This is a genomic window from Streptomyces sp. NPDC060209, assembly GCF_042728155.1.
Classification (GTDB): domain Bacteria; phylum Actinomycetota; class Actinomycetes; order Streptomycetales; family Streptomycetaceae; genus Streptomyces.
In genome coordinates this window covers 15,116-41,480 of record NZ_JBHWZS010000012.1, presented here as the reverse complement: position 1 = coordinate 41,480, position 26,365 = coordinate 15,116, and the positions used below count along the sequence as shown (strand labels likewise).

The following is a 26,365-nucleotide window of genomic DNA, read 5'->3' as shown; positions in this document are numbered from 1 at the left end:
GGCGTTCTTGTCGGCTGGTCACCAGCCGGTGATACATGCTCGGTTGACCTGGTTGGCGGGTGCGGAGTGCGTGGCCCGGGCGCTGTCGATGACGTGGTAGCCGCCGTGCCGGGCCGCGGTCGCGCAGGCGTGGTTGGGGAGGATGCGCAGGCAGGTGCCGACAGGCAGATCGGGTAAGAGGGCGCCGTCGCGGGCGGTGAGCGTGCCGTGTTCCTGGCTGGCGGCGCTCATGACCGGGTTCGGGATCGGGCCCGGCCGGATCGAGGACGAGTCCGTAGCCCCGGTCCTGGGTCTGGTTGGCGGTGCCGCGGTCGCGCGACATGGCCATCCAGCCGCCGTCGGTGATGATCCAGCCTTGCTCAGGGCGGTGCCCGATGACAGTGACGACGACCGACAGGGCGAGGTCGTCGACGTGACGGACCCCGAGGCCGGCCATGACGAGGTCGAAGAAAATGTAGTTTCCGGCGCGGGGTTTTCGGTGACACCGGTTAGGTCTTCGGCAGCGTGGGCGGCGGGAGTCGAGCCGACGCTCACGGTCGTGATGGGCAGTTGGGCGGCGCGCAGCCTTTCGGCGGCTGCGACGGCGGTGTCGCGTTCGTTCATGGCTGCCAGCCGCTGGTCTTCGGGGGTGTAGGCGAAGTACGAACTCGCCCACATGGGCCAGGACCCCGTCGAGGCGTCCGACTTCGTGCAGGATGCGGCCGATGTCGACGAGCGTGCAGCAGCTGCAGAGCGGTTGCTTCCAGCCCGGTCGCGAACTCCGACGAGCCGCGAGCGCGTGCCACCACACCGGCAACTCAAAGTGAATGATTCCAGTGCCGCGGTTCGTCCGAACCCGCCGATCGCCACGGCGTATCCGCGGACGGTCGGCGCGGCGGCGGGCGACGACGTTGAAGTCCTCTCCCAGCTTCGGCTCAAAAGGTGAGCACGATCCGTCCACGCAGGCCGCCCGCCTCCAGCAGCCGGTGGGCATCCGTGGCTTGTTCGGGCGGCAGCGTCTTCGCGACTCGTGCCAGGACCCGACCGTCCTCGGCCAGCTGTCGGATGTGATCCAGCTTGGCGTGCTCGCGTGCGTAGCGCGGCACAAACGTCGAGTGGGTGACGATTCCGCGTTCACCGGATCCCTCCGCCCCGGCGCGGGAGGTGACTGCCCGGCCGCCGTCACGAACCGCGCGGATGGCGAGATCGAGGATGCCCGCGGTGTCGACAAGTCCGTCCGCCCCCTCCGGAACCCGGGTACGCACCCGGTCGGGGTACTCCTCGCCGCGGAGCAGCACGATGTCGGCTCCCAGGTCCTTCACGAGCTGTTCGTCGTTCGGGGCCGCGTCGGCGATCACCCGGTAGCCGTCGGCCTTGGCCAGCTGGACCACGGAGCCCCCGAGCACGCCCGCCGCGCCGGTGACCGCCACGGTGGCGCCGGGTGAGAGCTCGAGCAGGTCCAGGGCCAAGCGGGCTGCCAGGCAGTTCATCGGGAGCGTGGCGGCTTCGACATCGTTCATGCCTTCCGGGACGCGGACGACCGACTCGGCGGGGACGACCAGGTGCTCTGCGTAGGCACCGTGCGTGCCGGACACGACCGCGACGGCCATGACGTGCTCGCCCACCCTGAGGTCGATGTCGACGCCGTCGCCGATCTGGTCGACCACTCCGGCTGCGTCCATGCCGGGGACGTAGGGTGGTGCGGCGTCGGAGACGAAGGCGATCCCGCGGCGGACCATGGTGTCGATGGGGTTGACCGCGGCCGCATGTACGCGGATCCGGATCTCGCCGGGGCCGGCTTCGGGGGCCGGCAGGTCCAAAACCCGCAGCACCTCGGGTCCGCCGAACTCCGTCAGCCCTACAGCCTTCATGAAGGTCCACTCCTACAGATCTCGGGCGCACGTCTGCGTACGCTGCTTATGACGCGGCCGTAGGCGTGCGGTGCTTGTGCATATCTGTGCCTCATCCGACGCCGTGCATAACAGCACACGGTCCCGATGCAGCCACGCGTACGGCCGTTCATCCATGCAACCGCGACCGGTCACCGGGTGGGAGCCTGCGCTGTGAGGAGTGATGGCAGGGGCCCAAGGCGGGGCCGGACAGCCCTCTGCTGGGGGCGTCGAGCGCTCATCCCGGTCGTGGTGGGGGTGCCGGCGTCCTGCTCCGGGCCGCGGTGGCGGACCGACCGGCAAGCAGCTTCGGACCGTCCTCGGCGGCGCCGGCTGGGGTGCGCCGCAGACGACGACACTGATCCCGTTATCCTCCGGCAGCCGCACGCTGTCATGATCGAGTTCCAGGTCGCCGACGACCGAGGGGCTGAAGCGACCACGATGGCCGGCAGCTCTGGCATGCCGTCGATGGAACGGCTCCGCCCTGGCAGGGCGGAGCCGTTTCGCGGCGATGTGCGGTCGGATCAGGCGTGGCGGCGGTTTCCGGCAATGACCCGGTACAGGGCGAGGAGGATGAGCGAGCCGACGATGGCGGCGATCCAGGTGGAGAGGTCGAAGAAGCCGTCGATGGAGTCGATGCCGAAGATGACCTTGCCGAGCCAGCCGCCAAGCAGACCACCCGCGATGCCGATGAGCATCGTGATGATGATGCCGCCCGGGTCCTTGCCCGGCATCAGGGCCTTCGCGATGAGGCCCGCAAGCAACCCGATGATGATCCAAGCAATGATGCCCATGATGCCTCTCCTACCTGGTCGCATAAAGACTGTGTCAAGGAACCGTCTTTACCGAGCCGGTGCTTTCAAACCGCACTGGGCCTGCTCATCGTCTCCGCGCTGGAACGGGGGCTCTGCCACCGTTGCACGCCCGGCCCGTCCCCACGCTGCTGAAACGGTTCGGATCCCGATCCAGATCCGCAAGGCTGGTCACCGGCGGCTGATCACCCTGCTGCGGACGCATGCGCCGAGGTTGGTCGAGCCGCTGATCGAGGATTCGCCGCGTCGGACGAGCAGACGGTGCCTGCCTCGGGGCCCAAACGGCCGCGCTGATCGGCTCGGCTCTCGCCGCCCGTCCCTCGGCGGCTACCTACGGACCTGCTCGCGCTCGAGGAATAGGCCAGGCCTACAACGGTTGTCGCCGCCGCCCGGGGGCGCTGGGCCAGGAAGACCGCGCCGGTAATGTCGTACGGGTCGCCCGCTGTGGCCAACGCCGCGAGCACGCCCGCATCCGCAGCCAGAAGGGCATCTGCTGAAGGGACGTCCCCTCCCCTAGGCTGCCTGAGACAACCTGGTGAAGATCGCGGCCGCGTAGGAGGCCTGCTGTCTCGGCGATATCGGGTGGTCCGCAGAGGCCGCCGACGCTACCGTCCGGCGCATGACTGCCTTTCCTGAGCCCGCGGTAGAGCCGCCAGACAACTTGACCGACCCCCGCGAGCTGGTGCTCGCCTACCTCGACTACTACCGTGCCGCGCTGCTGCGCAAGCTCGACGGCATGTCCGAGGAGGACCTGCGCAGCAGCAGGCTCCCGTCCGGCTGGGCCCCGCTCGCCCTGCTCAAGCATCTCGCGTTCGTGGAACGGCGATGGTTCCGCTGGGGGTTCGCTGCCGAACAAGTGGATCCCATCTGGGGCGATGAAGACCCTGACACACGAAAATGGCAGGTCGGACCCGAGGAATCGACAGAAGAGATCCGAGCCTTCTTCCTGGACGAGTGCGCACGATCCCGCAAGATCGTGGCAGGCGCCGAACTGCAGCAACCCGCGCGCACCGGTGGCGGCTTCAACCCCCCTGACCACCACCCAGCTCTGATCTGGATCCTGTTCCACATGTTGCAGGAGTACACCCGGCACGTCGGCCAGCTCGACGTGGTCCGCGAACTCGCCGACGGTGTCACCGGCGAGTAGTGCGGCACCGGCCGGAACAGACCACGTTCTTCACCTGGATCGGGCCACACCGTCATGGGCGCCCACTCACCAACCCGGTGAACGTTCCCGGTCAGAGCACGAGCGTTCGTGGGACGTCGGCCGGGATCAGTAACCGTTGCCGGTGTTGTTCGTCGGCGTGGTGGTGATCTGCTTCCCCTCGGGGCTGATGACGTACCACTTGGCGCCGAACGCGTCGACGGCCTGCCCGTTGGTGTCGCCGGCCTTCTCGTCCTCATCGAACCGGTACAGCGGGTGGCCGTTGTAGGTCACCTGCTTCTTGCCGTCGCTGCGGGTCGTGGTCTTCAGCAGATTCGACTTGACTCCGCTGCCCGCGGTCGGTGCTGTCGCGTCGAGCAGCGGCGGCCATGCCTTGGCACAGGTGTCCGTGCAGTGGGACTTGTTCTTGGTGTCCTTGTCGAACACGTAGAGCGTCATGCCCTTCTCGTCCACGAGCGACTTGCCGTACGTGCCGTTCGTGACGGATACGGTGGCCGCCGGGGACTTGGAGGGGGCGGCGGGCACATCGGCCTGACGGCCGGTGTGCTGGACGCCCGTGTCCGTCCCACTGGCGCTGCCACTGTCGGGCCCGTTGTCGGAACAGCCGGCTGCCGCGGTCGCGATCAGCAGTGCGGATGCCAGCGTTGCGGCTGTCCTGGTGCGGCGTCTCATCGGGGACTCCTTGATCATCGGCCACCCGAGCGGGGCCGCAAGCTCCAGTGGACAGCAGGCGCCGGGGGCCGGCCACCTGGGCGGGGCCGTCCGGTGCTGCCCCCCGACGCGTAGCCGAAAGAGACAGCCGGAACTGATCGCGCCGGCATCGGGGCCGGCACCACCGCCCGGGACGGGAAGGTGAGAGTGACTTGCGCCAGCCATTCGCTCTGGCGCAGTCCCCTGCGGCTTCCCAGAGCAGTGCCGTGACACGGCTATCCCAGGAGCCGCGAAACCTGTCCTCGTCTGTAGCGAGTAGAAGGGCTGCCCGGGGCCGGTGCAGTGATGCACACGTCGGTGTTGCGCGCGTCCGCACCCCTGCCCCTCCCCGTGGCGGGAGGGTGACAACGGCTGCGCGCCCGGCCCGGCCGGCGGACAGCACCGGCCCGCTGTGGCTTCCGCCCCCCACCCCGCTCCGGAAGCCACGGCAGCAGGCCGGCAGCCACCGGGCTTTCTGGCACAACTGATCGCGCTCTGCATGAGATGCGCCCTGACTGGGTGGCCGGTCGTGGGGGTATGCGGATATCCCCTGGGCGTGGCACGGTGCCGTTCGCTCAAATCGCCGTGGTGACCGTGGTCGACGTCAAGACGCCGCCGCACCCCGGCGGACGCTCACGACACGCTCGCTCACTGTGGCCCTGACGGTGACGCCTCCCGACGTCGTCGGACCGCCTCCTTCGTGAGTGCACTCTTCGGGAAGCGGCTTCGACTGCCGTCTCACACCCCCTCGGGAGCCGTGGGCCGACTGTGCGGCAAATGAAAACCGGTTCTCTGCCGAAGTTCAGAAGAACACCGGTTCAACAGCGTTTTGGCCCCCTTGGGTGCTGTTAACGTCCCGGCGTGTGACCCACTCGCTCATATCCCCTGTCGGCGCATCTCCCCGCGCTCGGCACTGGTGGCGTGTTCTCGCCGGCCTCCTTGTCTCCGCCCTGCTCGCGTACTCCGTCGTGTCGGTGCGACTTCACGGCGACATCCGGTACGTGCTGGCGTGTCTGCGGAGCGGTGAGGCCGTCGGCATTTCGCCTTCGGAGGTGTTCACCCACCGGCCCTACTTCTACCGCTGGTTCCTCTACGGGCTGGACCAGCTGACCGTGGGGCCGATCGCGGTGCGCGAGGCGCTTCTCCGGCTGGCAGGTGTGACGCTGTGCGCCGCCTGCGGCATGGCTCTGCGGGCGGCCCTGCTCCGGAGGCTGCCGGCGCGGGAGGCGACCGTGACCGCTGTCATGGTCGCCCTGGCGCTCGCCTTCGCCCCTCGGACCGACTTCCTGCAGCCCGAATGGACGGCTGTGGTGCTCGCCGTGCTCGCCGTCGCCGCGGTACTCGCCGTCGAGCGGCCGCTGCCGGCGGCGGCCCTCGCGGCGCTGCCGCTCGGCCTCGCGGTGATGATGAAGTACTCCACCGCAGCCACCGCCGTCATGGCACTCCTCGTGGTCTTCGCCGCCGACCGGCGACGCGCGGCCCTGCTGGGGGCGGCGACCGCGGTATCAGGGACGGTCCTGCTCGCTTTCAGTCTCTGGCAGGGGTCACACGAGTGGCAGTGGATCCGCGACATGCCGCAGATCAACCAGGGGGCGCTCTCGCGCCAGGGCATCCACCCGGAAGCACTGTTCGACCGGTCCCTGGACTTCGTGGCGGACCGCGCATCACTGAGTCCGGTACTGGTCCTTCTCCCGGCGGCGTTCGCGCTGCTGCTGGTACAGGAGCGGGAGCGGCGACGGCGGGCGGAGTGGTCCGCACTCCTGGCGCTACTGCTCGCCGTGGGCCTCGGCGCGGTGGTGGTTCAGGGCAACTGGTTCGCGTACCACGCGGCTGCCCTACCGGTGGGCGGCGCCGCGCTGTGGGGCCTGGCGGTGGCCCGCTGGTCCGCGAGGTACGGGCGTCCGCCGTTCTGCTTCGCGGTGCTGAGCGTGCTGCTGGCGGTGGGGGGCATGTTCGTCTCGGAGGCGCCCCCGGAGCTGCAGCGGCCGGCCGTCGTCTGGGTCACCGCGCTGGCGTGTCTGGGGGCGGTGGTGCTCGATGTGCGGGCCGCGGAACGGGCCCCCCGGGTCCCGGCAGCCCTGGCCGTACTGATGGGGACGTGCCTGCTGGCGGTGACGGTCTGGCCTGGTGCGCCGCACCAGATGAACCGGGGGAAGGTCCAGGTCACCAACGCCGCGTACCTGCGGACCGGTGAGGCCAAGGCCCAGAGGGCCGCCGAAGTGCGGAGGCAACTCCCCGATGGCGCGCTGGTGCAGTACCTCGCCTTCGGGGACGAGGCGTACTTCGTCGGCCACGCCTCGCCCTGCCGCTACCCCATCCCGACCTTCCTGCAGCGGGTCCGCTACCTGCCCGACGTCCGATCCCTCGACTCGCACGTCGAGAACGCCCGTTGCCTGGAGGAGGACCCTCCCCGGTACGCCGTGCTGCAGCGGTCGTGGTTCCCGCTCGGGCAGATCGACCGGAGCGTCGCCGCCAGGGTGGAGAGGCTCTACGACTGCCCCGACGGGCCTCGGGAGGCACTGGTGGTGTGCCGGCTGCGGTGACGACGAAGGCGTCCCTCGCCCGGTGGCGGGCGGGGGACGCCGTGATACGCGCGTTGGGGTGGGCTGGGTCAGCAGGCCCCGATCATCTTGGTGACCCGGTGGGCCATGGCCACCGCGAAGTTCTGCCCCCGGTCGTGCGGGTAGATCTGCGCCATGGTGGCCAGTGTGACCCGGCTCATCGGCGTCGAGTGGGCAGGGATCAGGTTGCGGTAGCCGGGGGTGACGACGGGCTGCGCGAACGGCGCGCGGGAGAAGCGCCAGCCGGTGATCCACGAGCGGTCGAAGTCCGGGTTGACCCGCCGCAGCCAGGGGAGGTAGGCATCCAGCAGCTCCGCCGGGTCCGTGGTGAAGCGCCAGTCGTCACGCGGTACGTAGTTCCCGACGTAGACGATGTGCTTCCCGCCGTACTCCGACCGGTCGACCATGCGGGTGTGCTCCACGACGGCCAGGAAGGGGAATTCGGTGTCGTTGACATTGAGCCAGTAGTACGGGATGACGCTGCGGTCGAGCTCCAGCACGAAGCAGGTGGCGCCGAGATACTGATTTCGCCACACCGTGCTGTCCTCGGGCAGCCCCGCTGCCTCCGCGAAAACCGGCTGCGGCGTCGTGACGATCAACTGGTCGAAGGAGTAGGAGGAGCCGTCCTCGGTGGTGACGGTGACATGATCCGTTTCGGGCTGGCGGATGGACGCCAGCCGCTTGCCGAACTCGACCTTCCCGCCGCCCGTCGCGACCGCGTCGGCGAGCGCCGCGTACACCCTTTGGAAGCCGCCGTGCACATAACCCAGTTCGAAAGTGCGGCTGTGGACCCGGGCCCACAGCCAGGCCATCGAGATCTCGTCCGCGCGGTCACCGAACTTGCCCCGCAGCAGGGGCTCCCACACGCTGCGGGTCGCCCCATGGCCGGCCCAGCGGCGCAGCCAGGCCAGAGCGGTGCCGTCATTGAACCGCTCTCCGTCGCGTACCACCTTCAGCGCGGCGGAGGACGCGGCGAAGCGGACCGCGTCCAGCGGCGAGAAGGCGGGAAAGCGGAGCATCTCCCACGGCGTGCTGAACGGGTGCAGCCGCCCCTCCCGGAAGATCCCGGTGGTGGGTCTGTGGAAGCGCAGGTCGTCGCCGAGGCCCAGTTCCTCGATCAGCTCGATCACGGCCCGGTCGCTGCGGAAGATGTGGTGGTAATAGCGTTCCAGCGGAGTGCCGCCCACCTCGATCGAGGCCGCGAGCCCGCCCAGCTCGTCCGCGGCTTCCAGGACGGTCACGTCGTGCCCCGCCTTCACCGCGTCGTAGGCAGCGGTGAGGCCGGTCGCTCCGGCGCCGATGATGCCGAGATTCATGCGAAGCTCCACTTTCTGTTGAGCACGAACTGCATCGCGAGCACGAAGGGCAGCGAGGCGCATTTGACCAGGTTCGGGTCGGCCCCCAGTCGGCCCGCGAAGATCCACAGCAGCGCGAACGTCAGGGCCGTACCGGTCAGGCCGACCGCGTAGAAGCGCAGGAAGCGGCCGAGCAGCCGGTCGCGCCGGTGGAAGGTGAACCGGGCGTTGAGAAGGAAGTTGTTGGTGATGCCGAGAGTGGTGCTGAGGGCGTTGGCCACCTGCTCGTGGACCCCGAACCAGTTGAACAGTGCCAGGAAGGCGAGCAGGTCGAGCAGTACGCCGCTGCCGCCGACCAGTGCGTAGCTGATCAGCTGGCGTACGTCCCCACGGTCCCGCAGCCGCTGTCCCGGATCAGTCGCCGTCATGCCGGATGACCTGCCGCACGATGTACAGCGGGCGGTTCTGCGCCTCGGCGTAGGTCCGTCCTATGTAGCTGCCCAGTACCCCCAGCGACAGCATCTGGGTCCCGCCCATGAAGAGGACCACGACCATCATCAGCGTCCACCCGGAGACGGTGATGTCGGGCCGGAGGACCTTCATGCCCACCGCGTACACGATGCCCGCGAAGGACAGGCCGAGGACCATGAATCCGAGACGGGTGATCAGTTTCAGCGGGACCGTCGAGAAGCCGGTGACCCCGTCGATGGCCAGCCGGGCCATCTTCCGCAGGGGGTACTTCGTCTCCCCGGCGAAGCGTTCGTCGCGGTCGAAGCAGATCTCGGTCTGGGTGAAACCCATCGAGGCCACGATTCCCCGCACGAAGCGGCTGCGCTCGCGGAAGCGCCTCAACTCGTCCGCCACTCGCCGGTCCATCAGCCTGAAATCACCGGTGTCCAGAGGGATATCCACTTCGGCGCAGGCGCGCAGAACCCGGTAGTAGGCGTGTGCGGTGGCCCGCTTGATGACGCCGTCCCGGCGGGTCCGCCTGCGCGCGTGCACGATCTCCGCCCCGTCCACCCAGGCGTCGATGAGTTCCAGACTGACTGCTGGCGGATCCTGGAGGTCCGTGTCCATGACCACGACCGCGTCACCGTGCGCTTCGTCCAGCCCGGCGGTGATGGCCATCTGGTGACCGAAGTTGCGGGCGAAATCCACGACGCGCACCCGGCGGTCGCTCTTCACCAGGTCCTTGAGAACGGCCATGGTGCCGTCCAGGGATCCATCGTTGACGTACACCAGTTCGTACGCGTACTCGGGTCGTTCAGAGATGGCTGCCAGCAACTCCTGGTGGAACGACCGGATTCCGTCCCTCTCGTTGAAGACCGGTAGCACGTACGAAATGAGCGGCGGCCCGTCGTGGGCGTGCGTGGATGTCGGCGCGGAACGCCGGACAGCCGGAGGGGTATCGAGCATCCGGCAAAGCTATGGAGGCGCTCTGAACGCAAGGAAAACGTCCAATGTCCCCGCAAGGGTGCCCAGTTGGCCAATCAACCCTTCAAGACAATCGACAACCGGGGCGGAAGGTGCCCCGGGGCCTGGCCCGGCGTGCCGTTCGCGGTGCGTGTCGTATCCCCCGGCCCCGACCGCTCCTCCGTCGCCCGGCGGCCTGACGACCGTGAAGATTCGCCGGTCGGCCTTCAACCAGGGGTCAGGACTTCGGCACCCGCATCCCCCGGCGACACACGGCCCCTACGGGACACATTCCCGGGTTCGGTGGGGGCCGCCCCCGATATACCGGAGGCAAGCGGCCTGTGAGTCTGCCGGTATGACCTCCAAACTCGTGGGCGTGAAGAGCACCGCCCTCATCGCTCCGCTCCTGCTGGTGCTGTACGGCCTGCTGCGACTCGTCGACGGGTTGGACGGGGAGCATGGACCTGGGATCGCCTGGAACCTCGGACACACTCTGTTCTTCATCGGCTTCGTACTCTTCGGCGTGGTGACGGTCAGGCTGCGGAAACTCGTCCCCACCACCACCGTGCGCAGGCGGCTCCTCGCGAACGTGACCGCAGCAGTCACCCTGTTCGGCGTCGCCTGCTTCCTCTGGGTGATTCTCGGTGATCTGTTCGCAGACCTGGACAGCGCAGCACCGTTGCCTGAACCGCTGGAGATGATCGGCCCACTTGCGTTCCAGTTGGGCTGGCTCACCTTGCTGGTCATGCTGGTGGCCGCGAAACCGCGTCTGCTGCCCGCCTGGAGTCCCCTGCTCGTACTCGGGGGCTTCCTTCTGTTCTCGGCCAACCTCGACCTGCTGCCGATCGGCGCATTGCTCCTCATGGCCGGACTGACTCCTGTGGCCCGCATACCCGGGCCGCCGTCCATCGCGGCACCAAGGGCAGCCGGCCTTCAGGAAGAGAACCCGTCTGCTCATTGAGGGCGCAATCAGATGGCGAGTGGAGACGCTCCCCTGCGTCCACGGACAGCTGCCGGCGCAGCTTGGGTTACCACCCACTCCCCCACGTACCGGCACTGCGCTTCCGGTGCCGGCGCAGCCACTCGGCCGGATCCTCGTCGGGCTTCTGACGGTTCGTGCGAGCCACTGCGACGGACAGCGTCGCCGCCGCCCCGGTCGTTCGCGTGGGCCTCACACCGACTGGCCGCCCAAGCAGGGGCACCAACTGGCGGGGGCGTCACCCGGATCGGTGGGGGCGGGGTCGACCTGCGGTGAACGGCTGGCCCCACCGTCGCTTTGCGGAGCATCCCCGCACGCCCGGGGCCGACCCGGCGGCCTTTACGGCTCCGGCTTCTGCGGCCGGACCATCTCGCAGGCTCGCAGAGCAGCAGCCTTGCCAGGTGACGTCTCGATGCCGGCAGACCAGCCGCCGGAGCGTAATGATCAGTCGTCTACGTTCGGGATCGGCCGCCGAGGTTCGCACGCCTTGTTGTCAGGTGCTGACGTCAGGGGCAAGGCGGCTTTGACACTGGTCCGCTTGGCCGACTCGTGCCCATAGCGGACAGCCGCCAGCGTGAGCGCCACAGCTGCCAGACATCGCGTGATTACGTCGTCCTCGACGATCACAAAGATCAAAAGCGGCACCACGATCGTCAGATTCCAACGCGGGTGGCCCCAGCTACTCTTCTTCATCATCTCGCCCCCTGAGCGGCACCCTAAGGGCTGCGACCAACACTTCCCGGTCCAGCGGAGCACCCCGCGCGCACGAGACCGACCACCGGTCATCTCTGGTTCCACCGCTCGGCGTTGGGAGCATCCCTACAGGCTCGGGGTCGACCTTCTCGCAAGTCGAACCTGAGCGGCGCCTCGCCATCTGCCTGTACGCCGCTGCAGCACTGACACCCGACCAGTTCGATCGACGCGTGGGCGTGCTCGGATTCCCCGGGTTGTTCCTCGGGCTGACTCACGTCCTCACGAAGGCGTGAGCGGCCGGGTTTCGAGCGGGCAACGTGACGCTTTCGGAATATTCCCCACCGGTTGCAACCATCCGACCTTCACAGGTGTCACACAAATTAACCACATCGCCGTCGCGACCCCACCGCCCGGCAGACCCTCGCGACAGGTAGCCCATGACTGACACCCAGCCCACCCCTGCCGGCGACGAGCAGCAGCCCACGCCGGACAGTGCCGCGACGCCTCCGCTGCCGGCCGGGCCGCCCGCCCCCTTCCCCGCCCAGGCCCCTGCGAAGGCATCCGGGAAGCCGAGTTGGCGGCGCACCCTCGTCACCCTCCTCATCGGCGCGACAGCTGGTGCAGCGATCGTCGGCGGCGCCTGGTACACCACCGCCACAGGCGGCGACAGCAGCGACCACGCTGCGACCGGGCTGCCCGCCGACATCATCAACACCACCCCTGACGGCACGTTCACCCTCGAAGGCGAATTCACCCTCACCGAGGCAGCCATCAGCGACGGCATCGGCGGCTGCGAAGGGGCCGACGGGTACGACGACATCGAGCTCGGCACGTCCGTCACCGTGTACGACGCCGCCGGAGCAGTCATCGCCACGAGCTTCCTGGCCTTGTCGGAGTTCGACGAGGCCGCCGGGTCGTGCACCTACGACGTGTCCGTCGAGGACGTGCCGGCCGACGAGGACTTCTACCAGGTCGAGATCAGCCACCGCGGGAAGATTCAGCTTTCCGCCGAGGAAGCGAAGTCCGGCTCCTTCGCCGGCTCCCTGGGCGACTGAGCCCAGCATGACCCCCCGCGAAATCGCGTGTTGAGCGCCTCCACCTTCATCCGCGGCATCAACCAGTGCAGCTCCGTCAAGTCGTTCCCGGACGACCGGGCCGAACCGTCGGAGCTGGCCCTCGAGCGGTTCACCGTCACCACCCGGCTCCCCGAGATCAGCACCCCCGGAAACCGGTGGGGAGCTCGTCGACGCCGTTCACAAGCGCATCTGCCCTGCCTTTCAAGGAGCCCCTCACCGTGACTCAGCCCCCGTACAACCCGAACCAGCCGCAGCAGCCTCAGGGCTTCTACCAGGGCCCGCCCCAGTACCAGGGGGAGCAGCAGCCCGGCCACACCTACCCTGGCCACCCGCAGCAGCTGTACACGGGCGCACCGGGCAGCTACCCCGGCGGCCCCGTCCCGCCGCAGAGATCGTGGTTCGCCCGCCACACCGTCCTGACCGTCCTTGGCAGCGTCTTCGCGTTCTTCTTCGTCCTCATCATCATCGGGATCGCCGTGGGCGACCCTGCGCCCAGCAACACCTCGTCCGACACGGTGTCGACCACCGCCAGCAAGACTGCGGACGCGAAGCCCGCCGAGAAGAACAGCACCAAGCCCGCCGCACCGGCGGAAGAAAAGGAGACGAAAAAGCCGGCCCCGAAGCCCGCCCCGGAGAAGGAGCTGACGCAGGCCGACAAGTTCAAGGCCTTCATCAACGAGAACGGCACCCCCGCAGAGAAGGCCGCCGCCGAGCACATCATCAAGGTGCAGGGCGCCGAGGAGGAGAACGACATCTTCGACACCGCGGACGTCTACACCGACTACGCCGGCGGCCTGATGGGCCCGCACCAGGGCGACGGTAAGCTCCTCGCGTCCGCATTCGCCGATTGGAAGGACTCGGAGAACGGCCTGGTCACCATCTACGACAAGGACGGCGAGCTCCTGTCCAACGGCAACTACTGATCTTCGCCGTACCCTGTGCCCCGGGCCGGCATTGTCCGGGGCACAGTCATGGCCGCCGCACCGAATGTCAGTACCCGTTGCACACCTGCTGCAGGCTCACCAGGCCGAGGAGCGGCCACTGCCGATCAGCAGAAATCGGGACCGCCAGGGGCACCGGTCCCGGACAATGGCCGGTATGACGTCCCTCCACTCCAACCCGCTCTTCACCCGGCTCGCCGATGCCGAACGGATCCTCGTCGCGGGCGCCGGCGGTGGCTTCGACATCTACTCCGGCCTGCCGTTGGCTCTCAGCCTCCTGCACCAGGGCAAGCAGGTGTATCTCGCGAACCTCTCCTTCAGCGCACTCGAAGGTCTCCCGATCGATGACTGGGTCGCCCCCGACCTGGCCGCCGTCACTCCCGACTCCGCTTTGCACCAGAGCTACTTCCCGGAGCGGACCCTTGCCCAGTGGCTGCGCCGGAACGACTACCCATTCACCGTGTACGCCTTCCCCCAGACCGGGGTGCGTCCGCTGCGCGCCGCCTACCAGGCACTGATCGAGCTGCACCGAGTCGACGCAGTGGTGCTGGTCGACGGCGGCACGGACATTCTGATGCGCGGTGACGAAGCCGGGCTCGGCACTCCGGAGGAGGACCTGGCCAGCGTGGCGGCGCTGGCCGCGCTGGACGGTGTACCGACCCGTCTCGTCGTATCTGTCGGTTTCGGTGTGGACGCGTACCACGGCGTCAATCACACACAGGTACTGGAGAATATCGCCGCGCTGGAGCGCGACGGCGCGTACCTCGGTGCGTTCTCGATACCGCGCGCCACCCGCGAGGGCGCTCTCTACCTTGACGCGGTTACGCACGCTCAGCAGCACACCCCGCAGCACCCCAGCATCGTGAACGGTTCGATCGCGGCAGCCGTGCGCGGCTCGTTCGGCGATGTCCGGTTCACTGATCGCACCCGGGGCAGCGAGTTGTTCGTGAACCCGCTGATGTCCCTGTACTTCGCCTTCGACCTCCCGGGCCTGGCGGCCCGCTGTCTCTACCTGGATCGGATCGAGGACACCCATCTGATGCGTCAAGTCCACTCGCGCATCGCTGAGTTCCGCGATTCCATAGTGACTCGCCCACCCCGTCGCTTCCCCCACTAGTGACCGGACCGGCTGCGCCCTGCCCGGTGATATCGCTGCGTCGGCCGGGAACGGCGGCCCAGTCTGCGAACATTCAGCAGTATCCATCCGGGCGCCGCCACTCGATGGGCCCGATTCGCCGGCAACAGCCGGGGCGGCTGCCCAGAGGCTCGCCCTACGTGAGCGCCCAGCCCTTCGTCGGTATGGGGGCGTGATGCCGGGGGCTCGGGCAGTCGGACGACGTCGGGCAGGCCGCGGAGGCACACATGCGCCAGCACCCAGGGTGCGGCTACGCGTGCGCCTCGTCCGGTTCTCCGCCGGGTCCCGCAACTGCAGCTCGGGTCCGCGTGCCCCAGCGCTCAAGCGATGGGCCGACGGCGCCCACGGCGGCGAAGAACACGCCGAGGAGCAGCCAGCCGGCCGTGCCCAGTCCGAGCACGACGGTGGTGAGGATGGCTGGGGCCAGCGCCTGGCCTGCGCTGAAGCCAAGTCCGAGAAGCCCTTGGTACTGGCCTTGGGCGTGGTCCGGTGCCAGGCCGAAGCCAAGGGCGAAGCCGGCCGAGGACTCCCATATCTCCCCGAGGCTGTGGACGAAGATCGCTGCGACCACGAGGCCGGCGGCCGCCCACACGGGAGCGTGCGCGCTCAGGGCCATCATCGGACAGCTGAGGAGGAAGAGCAGTCCTGCCGTGCGGAACGCTTTACCGCCATCGCGAGGGGTTTCGATGCGGGATCCGATTCTGGTCTGCAACAGGACGCAGACTCCGGCATTGATCGCGGATACCGCGGCCACCGTCCAGCGCGGTGCGTCTGTGTGCTCTGAGATCCAGATCGGCAGAAGCAGGGACACCGCAGGGTATTGCAGCCCCATCGCACCGTAGAGGGCTGCGAAGGTCACGAACGGCCGGTCGGTGAGAGCGATCCAGCGGCGCTGCTGCGACGGTGACGCCACTGCCCTGTAGTTGGGGAGCACGAGCAGGAGGAGGGCGCACAGTGCAAAGCTGGCCGCGTTGCCGAGAATCAGCACCGTGTAGGCAGTACGAGTATTCGCCGTGACCGCAAATCCGGCACCCACGGTTCCCAGGACGACGCCCAGATTGACGTAGGTACGAAGCTTCGCCCTGAACGACGCCGGGCGGTCAGTACCGACCCGGACCACGAGGGCTCCCCAGGCTGCGCCGCCGGCGGCCGCGGCAAGCCGGTCAACGGTAGCGATGACCGTGAGGGCAGCCCAGCTCTCGACAAGGACGAGAGCGCACATCGACACTGCTTGAACCGTCAGAGCGAGCATCATGATCGTGCGCGGCCCACGTCGATCGGCCAGGTGCCCTCCCGGTATCCCCGCGAGCAGGCCGATCAAGCCGGCGACAGTGAGGGCGGCACCCACCTGCACTGCCGGTAGACCCACGACCAAGGTGAAGTAGAGCGCCGACGCCGTGTTGAAGAGCCCATTGCCGACCCGGTTCACGAAGCTCGCCAGGATCAATACACGCTCTGACCTGTTGCCCCCCGCCATGTGAGCTATTCGGCCGGGCGATCTTCCCTTGATCATGGGCGCAGGCTAGCAGCGGCCGCACACGCCGTCAGCGGTGCGAAGATGCCGGCCCGCCCACGACCCCACCTCCGTTCCCTTCAAGGTCCAGGATGGGGCACTTCGTTGCTCGGCATCCAGGTGATCCATGCCGACCTGACGGCGGTGATCGGCCAGCTCTCGGGGCACGCTGCGCAGGTGCGAACTGGACAGGCCGATCGCGGACGGGTGGACAATCATGACGAAGCGCTGGCCGAACGAGGGTCTTGGTCGTGAAGTCGTCCACCAGAGCTTCGCCAGACCAGGCGACCGGGGTCCCGCTCAACTCACCGCGCCTGCTGTCCGGTTGGAGTGGGCACGCTGAGCGTTTTCAGCGGCTTCCTCTCCAGGCCGGGCGGTCGTCTGCGCCCGGTGGTGACCGAGGAGCAAGCGCCTTGGTCGGCGCGGCATTTCATGTCTTCGGTGGGCTCCTCCTAAGACGTCGTTCCTGATGGTTGAGTGAGTCGTCTGCTGGCGCACCCGACTCGCGGGCCAGCTGTCGTTAGTCTGGCGCCATGGTGGATCTCGATGAGCCCATCCACGTGGTGGCCTATGACCCGGCCTGGGCAGAGACGGGCCATGCGCTCGTCCGTGACATCTCTCGTCAGCTGGTGTGGGCCTCCGCTGATGTCGAACACATCGGCTCCACGTCCGTGCCTGGGCTGGACGCAAAGCCAGTCATCGATGTGCAGGTGGGCTGTGCTTCCGCGCACATCCCGGCTGTCGTCGAAGACATCCAGCGTCTGGGATTCGAGCATCTCGGCCCCGCCGGTGTGCCGGGACGCGAGTACCTCAGGAGGCGCTCCGAGCCGCCCGCCAATGTCCACGTCATGGAACGCGATGGGCAACTGTGGAAAGACAACATTCTCTTCCGAAACTTCCTCATTTCCCGTCCGGATCTGGCACGACGGTATGCCCGTACCAAGCGTGAAGCAGCGGACCAAGCCTCCACTCTGCTCGCCTACTCCGCTCTCAAGGCACGCACTATCACCGAGATCATGGCCGCAGCCCGTCAGGCCGGGCGATCCGAGACGTGATGCCACGAGAGCGAAGCCATCGCCGCAGGTGGTCGTAGTCGTATCCCTTGTCACCGTGCAGTGTGCCCGGTCGACTGCGTCGCGGTCCGCGGCGGAGGCGGATGGGCGGGATGCCGCGCACGAGGGCTTCCAGCGTGCAGCCCGAGGTAGCCACGAACACGATTGCGGCAAGCACCTCACAGTCACCCGCCCGACGCCGGCCTCCGCCCTGTAAGTGCGGACCTCCCTTTGCCCCCTGCGCTCGCGCACCGGGCCGGCAAGCGCCCGCACCTCTTCGGCATCCCAGGGCACGCCACGGAGATACCTGGGCACCCGGGCGAAACGACGTCACGGTGCCTATCATCTGCTGGAATACATAAAGGGCTTCTACGCAGTCATGACGCCCAGCTACTTCGAATCCTGGGATCGACCCCGGCCACGCATGACGAAGGGACACCTCATCGATGCGCATCCTCCTGATCGGGCCGCCCGGAGCCGGCAAGGGCACACAGGCAAGGCGCCTTGCCGCGCATCTGACGATCCAGCACATCTCCACCGGTGACCTGTTCCGCGAGCACATCGACCAGGGCACCGAGCTCGGGCAGAACGCTCACACGCACATACGCGCCGGGCTTCTGGTGCCGGACGAGGTCACGATCGGGGTGATCAAAGAGCGCCTTGCCCGCCCGGACGCCGAGCGCGGATTCCTGCTGGACGGCTTCCCCCGCAACCTTGCCCAGGCCGAGGCGCTGGACGGCATCCTGGCCCACTCGGAGTCGAGGCTGGATGCCGTGCTCGACCTGGAGCTTCCCGAGGCCGAGGTGGTCAGCCGGATCGCTGGACGACGGCTGTGCCGTCAGGACCGCGAACACATCTTCCACGTCGACCACAGCCCGCCTGAAGTAGCAGGAGCCTGCGACGCCTGCGGCGGTGAGCTGTACCAGCGCGATGACGACCGCGAGGCAACTGTTCGTAAGCGGCTGGAGGTCTACCGCAGTGAGACGGCGCCGGTCGTCGACCACTACCAGGCCCAGGGTCTGGTGACCACGATCTCGGCCCTCGGCCACGTCCAGGAGGTCCTGGACCGCGCGCTGATAGCGATCGGCCGGGGACAAGTCGATACCTCCGACACGTCGAGCTGTTGACCCGTCGGCTGGGAAGCCGACATGAGGTGGGAAAGCCTCGTGTCCACGATTTCCATACGGACGACCACGGCGTCCGTGGCCACCTTCAGGTACTCACCATTTGCTGGGTCCCGAAAAGAGCAGCACCCTCCTGCAACGGCAAAAGAGCGGCGAGTACACGGAATTGTGTGCGACGAGGTCCCTGGTTCGATTGCCGGATGAATTCTGCACCGTGGACGGCGTTGACCGGCGCCGCCTCTCCCGAATCGACTCATTGCCGGCATCGGGATGATCTTGAATCCATGGGTTGATGGCCAAGGTGCAGCGAATGACCGTAGTCCTGGCTGATCAGAGCTTCGTCAGCTGGTCGAGGCCTTGCCGATGCGGTAACCCACCCCGGGCGTCGTCGTGATGATCGGCGGGCTGCCCAGTTTGCGGCGCAACCGTCCGATGGTGACGGTCACTGTATTGGTGAACGGGTCGGCGTTCTCGTCCCACACCTGTTCCAGGAGTTCCTCTGCGCTCAGAAAGCCCGGACTTGCCCGCAGCAGCGCCTCCAGAACGGCGAACTCCTTGACAGACAGGTCCATCGAACAGCCGTCGCGGAAGGCGGTCCGGCGTACCGGGTCGAGTTGGAGGCCGGCGACGCACAGCGTGCGGGCCCGGGCCGCGGGCCTGCGGCGGGACAGGGAAAGGATGCGCAGGATCAGCTCCGGGAAGTGGAAGGGCTTGGCGAGGTAGTCGTCGGCGCCGAGAGTGAGACCGCTGACCCGGTCGCCGGGCGACCCTGCCGCGGTCAGCATCAGCACCATCGCGCGATCGTCCCGCTCGGTGATCATCTGGCAGAGCGTGTCGCCGTGGATGCCGGGCAGGTCACGGTCGAGGACCACCACGTCGTATGAATTGACGTCGAGCTTGGCTGCGGCAGCCAGCCCGTCGTGCGCGACGTCGACGGCCATCCCCTGGTCCCGCAGCCCCTCGGCGACAACCTCGGCGAGCGAGCGCGCGTCCTCGACAACCAGCACCCTCATGGCGTCATCCCTCGGAACTGGCCGACCCTTTCGAACTGGCCGACTTCCGCATCGGCCGCCGACGGCAACGCGGCCGTGACCCGCAGCCCGCCCTCCGGCCGGGCTCTGAGCGCGAGGCTGCCGCCGTGCGCGGCAGCGATCGCTGCGACGATCGACAACCCCAGGCCGGAACTCTCCTCCGACCCGGTCCTGTCGGCGCCGAGCCGCTCGAACGGCTGCCCCAGCAGGTCTACCCGGTCCTGGTCGAGGACGCGCCCGCCGGTCTCGACGACGAGACGCACCTCGGCGTCGACGTGATCGACAGCGATCCGGATCCAGCCGCCCTCCACGTTGTGCACGATCGCGTTGTCGATCACATTGCCTACCAGCCGCGACAACAGTGCCGGGCTGCCACGCGTCCAGGACTTCGGTCGCACCTCGTCGTCGACGGTCAGGCTCTTCGCAGCGATGTCGGCGGCCCGAGCGGTCAGCGCCTCCCCGGTCAGCTCGCCGAGCGACACAACAGCCCGGTCAGCCAGGGCGCCGTTCTGTGCCCTGGCAAGGACGAGAAAGCCGTCCAACAGGTGATCTACCCGGTCGAGCTCGGTCCGCAAGCGATCGGCGAGTGCCACGGTCGGCGCAGCGGGCTCAGGCTTGGCGACGGCCACGTCCAGCGACGCCCGCATGGTCGCCAGTGGCGTGCGCAGCTCGTGTGACGCGTTGCCGACGAACCGGCGCTGCGCGGCGAATGAGGCCTCAAGGCGTTCCAGAAGACTGTCGATCGTGTCGGCGAGCTCCTTGACCTCGTCGGCGGGCCCCGCCACAGCTAGCCGCTGATGCAGATTCTCCGCGGAGATCCGCCGCGTCGCCGCGGTAATCAGCCGCAGCGGGCGCAGAACGCGGCCGGCGAGGGCCCGGCCGAGCAGCAGGGAGACGACCGCCATCACCACCAGCGCGATCAGCGAGCCGACCAGCAATTGTCGGGACTGCTGCGCATGCACGTCCGAGAGCTGCGCCTCCAGGTCGCGGATGTGCTGCTCGGCCGCGGCGAGGCCGGACGGGCCGGGCGGGGGCTGTCCGGGAGCGACGCGGGCCTCCTCGCTGCCGGACAGCAGGTAGGTCAGGGCGAGCAGTCCCATTCCGGACACGAGAAACACCACGGCATACAAGATCGTGAACCGCCGTCCGACGGTCCCCTGCCGCAGCTTGCCCATGGTTGCTCTCCCTGTCAGGTCAGGTTTGGTCGAACTCAGGATGCCCTGCCACACCTAACAACGACATGACAGCAGCCGTTCGGACGACGTTATGTGCGAATCCGTAGAACCGGACCATGCTCACAACCAACGAACTGCTCCGTCAGGAGTGGACCAAATTCCGGCGTCCGGGCCGGCTGATCGCGATGGCGGCCGCGGCTCTGGTCGTCCTCGCCCTCGGTTTGCTCTACGCGGTCGGCAACCATGCGTCCTGCGAGGGCTCGTGCCCGACCGATCCGACAGGACCGGACGGCTCCCTCGTCAGCGACCAGTTCTACTTCGTGCACCGGGATCTGGGTGAGAACGGCAGCATCACCGTTCGCATGACGTCCATGACCGGCACCATCACCTACCCGCCGCCTGACCATGATCAGATCGTGTCGGGGCTGGTGCCCTGGGCGAAGGCCGGGATCATCGTCAAGGACGGTGTCCGTCAGGGGTCGCCCTACGCGGCTCTGATGCTCACCGGCAGCCACGGCGTGCGGATGCAGTACGACTACCGCCATGACATCGCCGGCCACGCGGGTGGGGTCTCGGCAAAGTCGCCGCGGTGGCTTCGGCTGACGCGGTCGGGCGACAACATCACCGGCTACGAGTCCGCCGACGGCAAGCAGTGGTCGAAGGTCGGCACGGCGGAACTCTCCGGGCTGCCCACGACCGTACAGGTCGGCCTGTTCGCCACCTCCCCGGGCGACTTGACTCTGCGGCCAACCGGCTTCGGCGGCACCACCGAGGAAACGCGTTTCACACAGGCCGGCGGCGTTTTCGACCACGTCAGCCTGAAAGGCACAGACGACGCTCGGGGCTGGAGCAGCAGGGCCGTCGGCGATATGAACCACACCGACTGGGAGAAGTACCACAAGGCGTCCGAGGGGGTGGTCGAGACGAACGGCACGATCACCGTCACCGGCACCGGCGACATCGGGCCGACAGGGACGGAGGGCAGCCGTCCCGTGGAGCGCACCCTCACCGGTCTGACCCTCGCACTGCTCATCATGCTCGTGGTCGCGGTGCGGTTCGCAACAGCCGAGTACCGCCGCGAACCCACGGGCGGCGCACCGGTCACCCGCCAGGTACTCGCGGCGAAGGCGACCGTCATCGGAGCCGTCACGTTCCTGACCGGTCTCCTCACCGTGGGCATCCTTATCCCGGTCGGTCTGGCGATCCTGAAGGCGAACGGGATGCCCGTCATCGAGGTGTCCACGCTCACAGGGGTACGGGTCGTCGTCGGTATTGCCGCGGTGCTCGCCCTCGCGGCCGTACTGGCCCTCAGCCTCGGCGCCATGCTTCGGCGCACCTGGCTGGCGATCCTCGTCGCCGTGTCGGCGATCGCGGTCCCGTACGCCGTGACTGCCGTCCCGCTACTGCCCGACGGCCTGTCCCAGTGGCTGCTGCGTGTCACTCCGGCCGCCGGCTTCGCCACCCAGCAGACCCTCACCGAATATCCGCAGGTCATCGCCCACTATGCGCCCTCCGCAGGATATTTTCCGCTTCCGTGGTGGGCCGGGGTCGCAGTGCTGTGTGCGTACACGGTGATCGTCCTAGGTCTTGCTCTGAGCCGCCTGCCGCGCAGCGATGAGCAGGACGGGCAGCCCGTCGATTGGAGATGACCCATGACGGCGCAGGAGCCCGCGACCTCCTGCCGATGACACCGCACCACTCTCAAGAACGGTGATCTTGTCGCTGGTCGCCCGGTGGACCAGCTCCTTGGCCATGGCCACCTTCGAACTCGATCCGGTTCGGCAACCGGTGAATGCGGTCAGGACCGGTGTGCCCGGCTTCCTCCGCGAGCGTCCAGCCGTTCTTCCGCGGCATTCCTTCGGGCGCTCGCCCTTGGGTTCGGCGCGGCCGGCTTCCCAGGCGGTGATGCTCGGTGCGCGCACACTCAAGGCGTGGGCGACGCCGGCCTGGGCCAGGCCGGCGGCCACGCGCAGTCGGAATCGTTCAGCCGGGGGCCGGTAGGACGCTGCCGTCTACGCCATCGAGGAACGCATGCTCGAAAGCACCCCGGACGGCGACTGACGGCCCTCCTGGCCGACCTCGACACCATGACCGAGGCCCTCGACGGATGAATGACGGCTCATCCGGCCGGAAAGGACACACGACTGGACGATGAGCGGATTCTCTTCTTGAGGGGTTGATGCCGTCGCGGGGAGCTGGCGGGGCCTTGATCCAGACCGCCCCCGCTGAGCACGATCACGCCGAAGCAAGAGCCGCGGAAGTGAGGACAGTTGGCAGGGTTACCCTCTCCGGGGATCAGGGACTGCCGTCGGGGCCGCGTGCAACGCACGTACGATCTTCGGTAATGCAAGCGAGCCGGACAACTAGCGGGGGGATTTCGCATGCAATGGACAGCCCGACAGGAATTCGACCGCTGGGCCGGGCGGCAACAGAGTTGGGGTGTCGGCCTGATGGCAGTCTCAGCAGCCCTGTTCCTCTGGCTGGGCTACCTGCTGCTGATGCCGTTCAGCGTGCACGACTACCAGGACGAGATCGCTTGCGACGCACCCGTGTTCTACGACAGCGAGAGCACCTCGTACAGCCAAGGCGCGGGCAAGCTGTGCAGCGCCGAGCGTGACTGGCCGGAATTGCTCGCGCTCGGATTCCTCGCTGTGCCACCCGCCATCGCGGGCGCGGCGCTGTTCACCAGCGGGAGCGCACGTAAACGGGCAAGCGCTCATGTCTTCCGGATCCTCGAGATGCAGGAGTCCGAAGAGCGCGCACGGCAGAAGACGCGGCAAAAACCCTGAGCGAAAGGGTGTGGCCGCTGCCGGGCGCGCCTGTCACGCGGCTGTAGCGCTCGGATTGTCACCGTCGCCTCACCCACCGGGGTCTGACAGCTACACCGGCTTGCCCTGCCCTCGGCCACCCCACCCCGCTCACCCACATTGCAGCGCCGTCGGCGCCTGTCCCTCGTGGACCGCTTCACCCTCATCGAAGCGGCGATGCCCTCTGCAACACCGAAGCCCGCATCACCTTCATACGCACGGACCTCCGCACGCATGCTCTGGCCCGCCTCACCGCCCAGCGCGAGGAGACCATGCGACTCCGCAAAGCCGCCGCCGAAACCACAACTCGGGTCAACCGCCTGCTTCCTCCCCGAGCCACTGCCATCGGAACATGCAGCTGATGGCGCATACCCGACCGGTGCTGGCTTCCGCTTGTCAGATCGAGGCGCCGTCGGCCAGCGAAGGCAGGGCGCACGGACGCAGGACCATGAGCGAGTCTTCCAAAGCCGCCACCATGGCGAAGGGGAACCGGTCGAGCTCGAGACAAAGTGCAACGTCATCGGGATGGACCCCTTTACGCACGCCCTCCGCCAGCTCGGCGGCGGCGCGAGACTCGGCAGCGCGGCGAAGGAACCCAGCAGCATCCGCCCCAGCCTCGGTGGCCCTCCGAGCGATGTATTGAGCACACGCCAGATCTTCATCGGCCTTTCCACCGTCGCCAGTGACCACGAACGTGACACTGTCACTCGTGCGCGTCCGCAAGAGCCGAGCCGTCGCCTCCGCCACTACGAAGCCGGCGCACAGCACCAGCGACGCCTCCCTGACCGCAAGGGCGCCGACCGTCCCTGCCGTGGTCTTCTGCACAACGGTCCGGCCGCCAAGGTCAACAGACCGCAGCAGGCCCGGCGAGTTGACCATGTCGAACCCAGGCGCGGGCGGCCCGTCTTTGAGCGCCACCCAATCCGGATGGCGAGCCTTGAGCGCCAGAGCGTCGTCCAGCGACTCAGCAAGAACGATCTTTTCCGTCCCCTGGGCAAAGGCCCAGGCAGCCACGGTGAAGGCACGCATGACGTCGACCACGACCGCTACGGATGGGACCTCGACCAGCTCAGTGATGCCAAGGAATTCAGCGTCCATGCCAATAATGATCGCGCACGCCCGACCCGAAACGATCAGGTGGTGGTCCAGGTCACATCAGACAGCAAGCAGCCGGGGGCCCGCCACGCGAACGGATTCCCGCGAGCCGCTGTGCACCATCAACGGGCCGCGGTCCAGCGCGCCTTGGCGGGATGCTCGGAGGCCGGCGGCGGCAGCAGGCCCAACCCTTCCAGTACGAGGTCGAACAGGTCGGCGGCCTCGGGTACTCGTTGCGAGCGAGCCGAGCCAGTAAGGGAAGCGGCGGGACCTCGACGTCGGCCGGGGCGTCGCGGCCCAACTTGACCAGCCAAGCGTCCTAAGGGCTCCGCCAGGGCTCCCTGGATCGGTCTGCAGCGGCCATGCGGATCAGGCTGTTCGCTACTACTGCGTCCACGCTGTACGTCGCCCCCCTCAGCTTTCCTCTCCGGTTGACGCGTCCTTCTACGACCCTGAGTTCCAGGCCAGGCGGAGCCGGCGACGCTCGTTGCCCTGCTCCGCAGGAGCCCGCTTCCTCTCCCCCGCCAAGGGCGGGCTGTCCACTGAAGAACCAGGTGAACCGGAACGCTGCGGTGCAGACGGAATCTCCGTCTGCCCGCGCTCGACCGCTGCTAGCGTGCCTGCGCATGCCAACGATCGGAGCCTCAGTGATGAACGAGTTCAAGTTCGAGCAGGACCTGGTGCGGGCATTGCTACGCGAGCAGCATCCGGATCTCGCAGACCTCGGGCTTCGAGATGTCAACGGCGGCTGGGACAACCAACTATGGCGCCTCGGGGAGGAATTGGCCGTGCGCTTGCCGCGTACCGAGCGCGCGCCGGCCCTGCTGCACACTGAGCAGACGTGGCTGCCGGTGTTGGCAGACCTCCTGCCGCTACCGACGCCCACTCCGGTGCGCATCGGCAAGCCTTCGAGCCTTTTCGAGCACACCTGGACGATCGCGCGTTGGGTCGAGGGTGAGCCGGCTGATCACGCTCCGATCACCCGCATCGATGCGGCCGAAATCCTCGCGGAGTTCCTCGGCGTGCTGCATCGTAAGGCGCCCGCCGACGCCCCGGCGAACCCTGTGCGCGGCATCCCTCTGGCCGGGTTGCAGGTGGAGCGCGACAGCTGGTTCGAGGTCATCAACGACTACGCGACCGCTGCCGCCGCACTGGCAGTCTGGGAGAAGGCCGTGGCGGCATCCCCCTGGCAGGGCGCGCCGCTCTGGCTGCATGGTGACTTGCATCCGGCAAACGTGGTCGTCCGGGACGGAATGCTCGCCGGGGTGATCGACTTCGGCGAGATGTGCGCAGGTGATCCCGCGACCGATCTTTCAGCCGCCTGGATCCTGCTGCCCGCCGGTGCAGCGAGCCGGTTCTTCGACGCCTATGAGCAGGCCGACGAAGCCACCATCACCCGGGCCCGTGGCTGGGCCGTCCTGCGCGCCCTGGGCCTGATCGGGATCGGCCGAAACGGCAGGCTCGGTCTGCCCGGGGGCAAACCGACATGGGAACCGGCAGGCTACGCCACGCTCGAACGGGTCCTGGCGGCGAACTGACCGCGCTGCTGCGCGCCGGGGACAGCGTTACTGGCCCTGTTCAGCTGTTCAGCCCGCCGCCTTCCGGGAGTCATTGCCGCCCTGGTCCACCTCTGCACGGGGCCGCTCATCCGGCGGCGCTCCAGCTCTGGGTCGCCGCCTCGCAGGAAGAACAGCTGCGGCCCCGCGTGGACCGCGAAACCCACCCGGCCGCGGTGAAATTCAGGTGCGCCGACGAGACCAGGCCCTGGTACGCGAAACGGTCCGGGGACTCCTCCATATGGCCCGTGCCTGCACCTAGCCAACGCGCTGACCGATGCCTGGGCACGGCGGGAGAGAGCGGTCGTGCATGGGCGGCCCTCCTGGACGGCGCGCCGGGCCGACAAGACGCAACCCTTCAGTTGCTCCTGAATGAGAGATGTG

The 26,365-nt window shown here is 67.9% G+C and carries 23 protein-coding genes and 3 pseudogenes; 13 read left to right on the top strand and 13 right to left on the bottom strand.

Annotation, left to right across the window (positions count from 1 at the left end; translation table 11 throughout):
* Positions 1–18 precede the first annotated feature (18 nt).
* Positions 19–715 (bottom strand): annotated as a pseudogene (locus ACFWFI_RS04465) (DSD1 family PLP-dependent enzyme); the annotation flags it as partial.
* Between ACFWFI_RS04465 and ACFWFI_RS04460 the strand changes: the two are divergent.
* Positions 656–925: a hypothetical protein gene (locus tag ACFWFI_RS04460; protein WP_387385400.1), complete on the top strand. Its 270-nt coding sequence runs from the start codon at positions 656–658 to the stop codon at positions 923–925. The pseudogene ACFWFI_RS04465 and the gene ACFWFI_RS04460 overlap by 60 nt on opposite strands.
* Here the strand turns inward: ACFWFI_RS04460 and ACFWFI_RS04455 are convergent.
* A complete protein-coding gene (locus tag ACFWFI_RS04455; protein WP_387385340.1) occupies positions 915–1,850 on the bottom strand; it encodes an NADP-dependent oxidoreductase in 936 nt (311 codons plus the stop codon). The two genes, ACFWFI_RS04460 and ACFWFI_RS04455, sit on opposite strands and share 11 nt — an antisense overlap.
* Positions 1,851–2,392: 542 nt before the next feature.
* Entirely contained in the window at positions 2,393–2,662 is a 270-nt protein-coding gene (locus tag ACFWFI_RS04450) for a GlsB/YeaQ/YmgE family stress response membrane protein (protein WP_387385338.1), read from the bottom strand.
* A gap of 637 nt (positions 2,663–3,299) precedes the next feature.
* Between ACFWFI_RS04450 and ACFWFI_RS04445 the strand changes: the two genes are divergently transcribed.
* Entirely contained in the window at positions 3,300–3,827 is a 528-nt protein-coding gene (locus ACFWFI_RS04445) for a DinB family protein (protein WP_387385335.1), read from the top strand.
* Between the two features lie 126 nt (positions 3,828–3,953).
* On the opposite strand, the gene ACFWFI_RS04440 is transcribed toward ACFWFI_RS04445, so the two are convergent.
* Positions 3,954–4,517, bottom strand: a complete 564-nt coding sequence (locus ACFWFI_RS04440; RefSeq protein WP_387385333.1) for a COG4315 family predicted lipoprotein — start codon at positions 4,515–4,517, stop codon at positions 3,954–3,956.
* Positions 4,518–5,398: 881 nt separating this feature from the next.
* On the opposite strand from ACFWFI_RS04440, the gene ACFWFI_RS04435 reads away from it, so the two are divergent.
* Complete coding sequence (locus ACFWFI_RS04435; RefSeq protein ID WP_387385332.1) at positions 5,399–7,078, top strand: hypothetical protein; 1,680 nt, start codon at positions 5,399–5,401, stop codon at positions 7,076–7,078.
* 68 nt (positions 7,079–7,146) lie between these two features.
* Here the strand turns inward: ACFWFI_RS04435 and ACFWFI_RS04430 are convergent, their stop codons facing one another.
* From ACFWFI_RS04430 to ACFWFI_RS04420, 3 genes are read right to left on the bottom strand one after another with little or no spacing between them, the layout of a single operon-like run.
* Positions 7,147–8,412: an NAD(P)/FAD-dependent oxidoreductase gene (locus ACFWFI_RS04430; RefSeq protein WP_387385330.1), complete on the bottom strand. Its 1,266-nt coding sequence runs from the start codon at positions 8,410–8,412 to the stop codon at positions 7,147–7,149.
* A complete protein-coding gene (locus ACFWFI_RS04425; RefSeq protein WP_387385328.1) occupies positions 8,409–8,819 on the bottom strand; it encodes a GtrA family protein in 411 nt (136 codons plus the stop codon). Before ACFWFI_RS04425 ends, ACFWFI_RS04430 begins: the two co-directional genes overlap by 4 nt.
* On the bottom strand, positions 8,806–9,807 hold the full coding sequence (locus ACFWFI_RS04420) for a glycosyltransferase family 2 protein (protein WP_387385326.1): 1,002 nt from the start codon (positions 9,805–9,807) through the stop codon (positions 8,806–8,808). The genes ACFWFI_RS04425 and ACFWFI_RS04420 overlap by 14 nt, the downstream gene beginning before the upstream one ends.
* Before the next feature lie 352 nt (positions 9,808–10,159).
* On the opposite strand from ACFWFI_RS04420, the gene ACFWFI_RS04415 reads away from it, so the two are divergent.
* The gene (locus ACFWFI_RS04415; RefSeq protein WP_387385324.1) at positions 10,160–10,765 is read left to right on the top strand and encodes a hypothetical protein; all 606 of its coding nucleotides are present in this window, start codon (positions 10,160–10,162) and stop codon (positions 10,763–10,765) included.
* A gap of 462 nt (positions 10,766–11,227) precedes the next feature.
* Here the strand turns inward: ACFWFI_RS04415 and ACFWFI_RS04410 are convergent, their stop codons facing one another.
* Positions 11,228–11,479 carry a hypothetical protein gene (locus tag ACFWFI_RS04410; protein WP_387385321.1) on the bottom strand — a complete coding sequence of 84 codons (252 nt, stop codon included), beginning with the start codon at positions 11,477–11,479 and terminating at the stop codon, positions 11,228–11,230.
* A gap of 434 nt (positions 11,480–11,913) precedes the next feature.
* On the opposite strand from ACFWFI_RS04410, the gene ACFWFI_RS04405 reads away from it, so the two are divergent.
* From ACFWFI_RS04405 to ACFWFI_RS04395, 3 genes are all read left to right on the top strand, one after another.
* Positions 11,914–12,531, top strand: a complete 618-nt coding sequence (locus tag ACFWFI_RS04405; RefSeq protein WP_387385319.1) for a hypothetical protein — start codon at positions 11,914–11,916, stop codon at positions 12,529–12,531.
* A gap of 239 nt (positions 12,532–12,770) precedes the next feature.
* Positions 12,771–13,475: a hypothetical protein gene (locus tag ACFWFI_RS04400; protein WP_387385316.1), complete on the top strand. Its 705-nt coding sequence runs from the start codon at positions 12,771–12,773 to the stop codon at positions 13,473–13,475.
* Between the two features lie 175 nt (positions 13,476–13,650).
* A complete protein-coding gene (locus ACFWFI_RS04395) occupies positions 13,651–14,610 on the top strand; it encodes a DUF1152 domain-containing protein (protein WP_387385315.1) in 960 nt (319 codons plus the stop codon).
* 268 nt (positions 14,611–14,878) lie between these two features.
* Here ACFWFI_RS04395 and ACFWFI_RS04390 read toward each other — a convergent pair whose 3' ends face one another.
* Entirely contained in the window at positions 14,879–16,141 is a 1,263-nt protein-coding gene (locus ACFWFI_RS04390; RefSeq protein ID WP_387385313.1) for an MFS transporter, read from the bottom strand.
* A 533-nt stretch (positions 16,142–16,674) separates the two neighbouring features.
* Here ACFWFI_RS04390 and ACFWFI_RS04385 point away from each other — a divergent pair.
* Positions 16,675–17,196 carry a GrpB family protein gene (locus tag ACFWFI_RS04385; protein ID WP_387385310.1) on the top strand — a complete coding sequence of 174 codons (522 nt, stop codon included), beginning with the start codon at positions 16,675–16,677 and terminating at the stop codon, positions 17,194–17,196.
* Here ACFWFI_RS04385 and ACFWFI_RS04380 read toward each other — a convergent pair.
* Positions 17,177–17,320, bottom strand: a pseudogene (locus ACFWFI_RS04380) (IS5/IS1182 family transposase); the annotation flags it as partial. The gene ACFWFI_RS04385 and the pseudogene ACFWFI_RS04380 sit on opposite strands and share 20 nt — an antisense overlap.
* 319 nt (positions 17,321–17,639) lie before the next feature.
* Here ACFWFI_RS04380 and ACFWFI_RS04375 point away from each other — a divergent pair.
* Positions 17,640–18,320, top strand: a complete 681-nt coding sequence (locus ACFWFI_RS04375; RefSeq protein ID WP_387385308.1) for an adenylate kinase — start codon at positions 17,640–17,642, stop codon at positions 18,318–18,320.
* Positions 18,321–18,658: 338 nt separating this feature from the next.
* Here ACFWFI_RS04375 and ACFWFI_RS04370 read toward each other — a convergent pair whose 3' ends face one another.
* The gene (locus ACFWFI_RS04370; RefSeq protein WP_387385306.1) at positions 18,659–19,330 is read right to left on the bottom strand and encodes a response regulator transcription factor; all 672 of its coding nucleotides are present in this window, start codon (positions 19,328–19,330) and stop codon (positions 18,659–18,661) included.
* Positions 19,327–20,523, bottom strand: coding sequence for a sensor histidine kinase (locus ACFWFI_RS04365; RefSeq protein ID WP_387385303.1), 1,197 nt, complete (start codon positions 20,521–20,523; stop codon positions 19,327–19,329). The genes ACFWFI_RS04370 and ACFWFI_RS04365 overlap by 4 nt, the downstream gene beginning before the upstream one ends.
* Positions 20,524–20,639: 116 nt before the next feature.
* Here ACFWFI_RS04365 and ACFWFI_RS04360 point away from each other — a divergent pair, with 116 nt between their 5' ends.
* Together ACFWFI_RS04360 and ACFWFI_RS04355 are read left to right on the top strand one after the other, a co-directional pair.
* The gene (locus ACFWFI_RS04360; RefSeq protein ID WP_387385300.1) at positions 20,640–22,172 is read left to right on the top strand and encodes a hypothetical protein; all 1,533 of its coding nucleotides are present in this window, start codon (positions 20,640–20,642) and stop codon (positions 22,170–22,172) included.
* A gap of 732 nt (positions 22,173–22,904) precedes the next feature.
* On the top strand, positions 22,905–23,312 hold the full coding sequence (locus ACFWFI_RS04355) for a hypothetical protein (RefSeq protein WP_387385298.1): 408 nt from the start codon (positions 22,905–22,907) through the stop codon (positions 23,310–23,312).
* A gap of 414 nt (positions 23,313–23,726) precedes the next feature.
* On the opposite strand, the gene ACFWFI_RS04350 is transcribed toward ACFWFI_RS04355, so the two are convergent.
* On the bottom strand, positions 23,727–24,428 hold the full coding sequence (locus ACFWFI_RS04350; RefSeq protein ID WP_387385295.1) for a 2-phosphosulfolactate phosphatase: 702 nt from the start codon (positions 24,426–24,428) through the stop codon (positions 23,727–23,729).
* A 647-nt stretch (positions 24,429–25,075) separates the two neighbouring features.
* Here ACFWFI_RS04350 and ACFWFI_RS04345 point away from each other — a divergent pair.
* Both ACFWFI_RS04345 and ACFWFI_RS04340 read left to right on the top strand, forming a co-directional pair.
* A complete protein-coding gene (locus tag ACFWFI_RS04345) occupies positions 25,076–25,963 on the top strand; it encodes an aminoglycoside phosphotransferase family protein (RefSeq protein ID WP_387385293.1) in 888 nt (295 codons plus the stop codon).
* A gap of 42 nt (positions 25,964–26,005) precedes the next feature.
* Positions 26,006–26,322, top strand: a pseudogene (locus ACFWFI_RS04340) (TetR/AcrR family transcriptional regulator); the annotation flags it as partial.
* Positions 26,323–26,365: the final 43 nt, after the last annotated feature.

Excerpts from the sequence above, each read along its gene's own strand:
- ACFWFI_RS04420 (WP_387385326.1), bottom strand. The coding sequence starts at position 9,807 with ATGCTCGATACCCCTCCGGCTGTCCGGCGTTCCGCGCCGACATCCACG.
- ACFWFI_RS04390 (WP_387385313.1), bottom strand. The coding sequence starts at position 16,141 with ATGATCAAGGGAAGATCGCCCGGCCGAATAGCTCACATGGCGGGGGGC.
- ACFWFI_RS04445 (WP_387385335.1), top strand. The coding sequence starts at position 3,300 with ATGACTGCCTTTCCTGAGCCCGCGGTAGAGCCGCCAGACAACTTGACC.
- ACFWFI_RS04360 (WP_387385300.1), top strand. The coding sequence starts at position 20,640 with ATGCTCACAACCAACGAACTGCTCCGTCAGGAGTGGACCAAATTCCGG.
- ACFWFI_RS04375 (WP_387385308.1), top strand. The coding sequence starts at position 17,640 with ATGCGCATCCTCCTGATCGGGCCGCCCGGAGCCGGCAAGGGCACACAG.
- ACFWFI_RS04430 (WP_387385330.1), bottom strand. The coding sequence starts at position 8,412 with ATGAATCTCGGCATCATCGGCGCCGGAGCGACCGGCCTCACCGCTGCC.
- ACFWFI_RS04455 (WP_387385340.1), bottom strand. The coding sequence starts at position 1,850 with ATGAAGGCTGTAGGGCTGACGGAGTTCGGCGGACCCGAGGTGCTGCGG.
- ACFWFI_RS04410 (WP_387385321.1), bottom strand. The coding sequence starts at position 11,479 with ATGATGAAGAAGAGTAGCTGGGGCCACCCGCGTTGGAATCTGACGATC.
- ACFWFI_RS04405 (WP_387385319.1), top strand. The coding sequence starts at position 11,914 with ATGACTGACACCCAGCCCACCCCTGCCGGCGACGAGCAGCAGCCCACG.
- ACFWFI_RS04395 (WP_387385315.1), top strand. The coding sequence starts at position 13,651 with ATGACGTCCCTCCACTCCAACCCGCTCTTCACCCGGCTCGCCGATGCC.
- ACFWFI_RS04440 (WP_387385333.1), bottom strand. The coding sequence starts at position 4,517 with ATGAGACGCCGCACCAGGACAGCCGCAACGCTGGCATCCGCACTGCTG.
- ACFWFI_RS04460 (WP_387385400.1), top strand. The coding sequence starts at position 656 with ATGGGCCAGGACCCCGTCGAGGCGTCCGACTTCGTGCAGGATGCGGCC.
- ACFWFI_RS04350 (WP_387385295.1), bottom strand. The coding sequence starts at position 24,428 with ATGGACGCTGAATTCCTTGGCATCACTGAGCTGGTCGAGGTCCCATCC.
- ACFWFI_RS04365 (WP_387385303.1), bottom strand. The coding sequence starts at position 20,523 with ATGGGCAAGCTGCGGCAGGGGACCGTCGGACGGCGGTTCACGATCTTG.
- ACFWFI_RS04345 (WP_387385293.1), top strand. The coding sequence starts at position 25,076 with ATGAACGAGTTCAAGTTCGAGCAGGACCTGGTGCGGGCATTGCTACGC.
- ACFWFI_RS04385 (WP_387385310.1), top strand. The coding sequence starts at position 16,675 with ATGGTGGATCTCGATGAGCCCATCCACGTGGTGGCCTATGACCCGGCC.
- ACFWFI_RS04425 (WP_387385328.1), bottom strand. The coding sequence starts at position 8,819 with ATGACGGCGACTGATCCGGGACAGCGGCTGCGGGACCGTGGGGACGTA.
- ACFWFI_RS04415 (WP_387385324.1), top strand. The coding sequence starts at position 10,160 with ATGACCTCCAAACTCGTGGGCGTGAAGAGCACCGCCCTCATCGCTCCG.
- ACFWFI_RS04450 (WP_387385338.1), bottom strand. The coding sequence starts at position 2,662 with ATGGGCATCATTGCTTGGATCATCATCGGGTTGCTTGCGGGCCTCATC.
- ACFWFI_RS04355 (WP_387385298.1), top strand. The coding sequence starts at position 22,905 with ATGCAATGGACAGCCCGACAGGAATTCGACCGCTGGGCCGGGCGGCAA.
- ACFWFI_RS04370 (WP_387385306.1), bottom strand. The coding sequence starts at position 19,330 with ATGAGGGTGCTGGTTGTCGAGGACGCGCGCTCGCTCGCCGAGGTTGTC.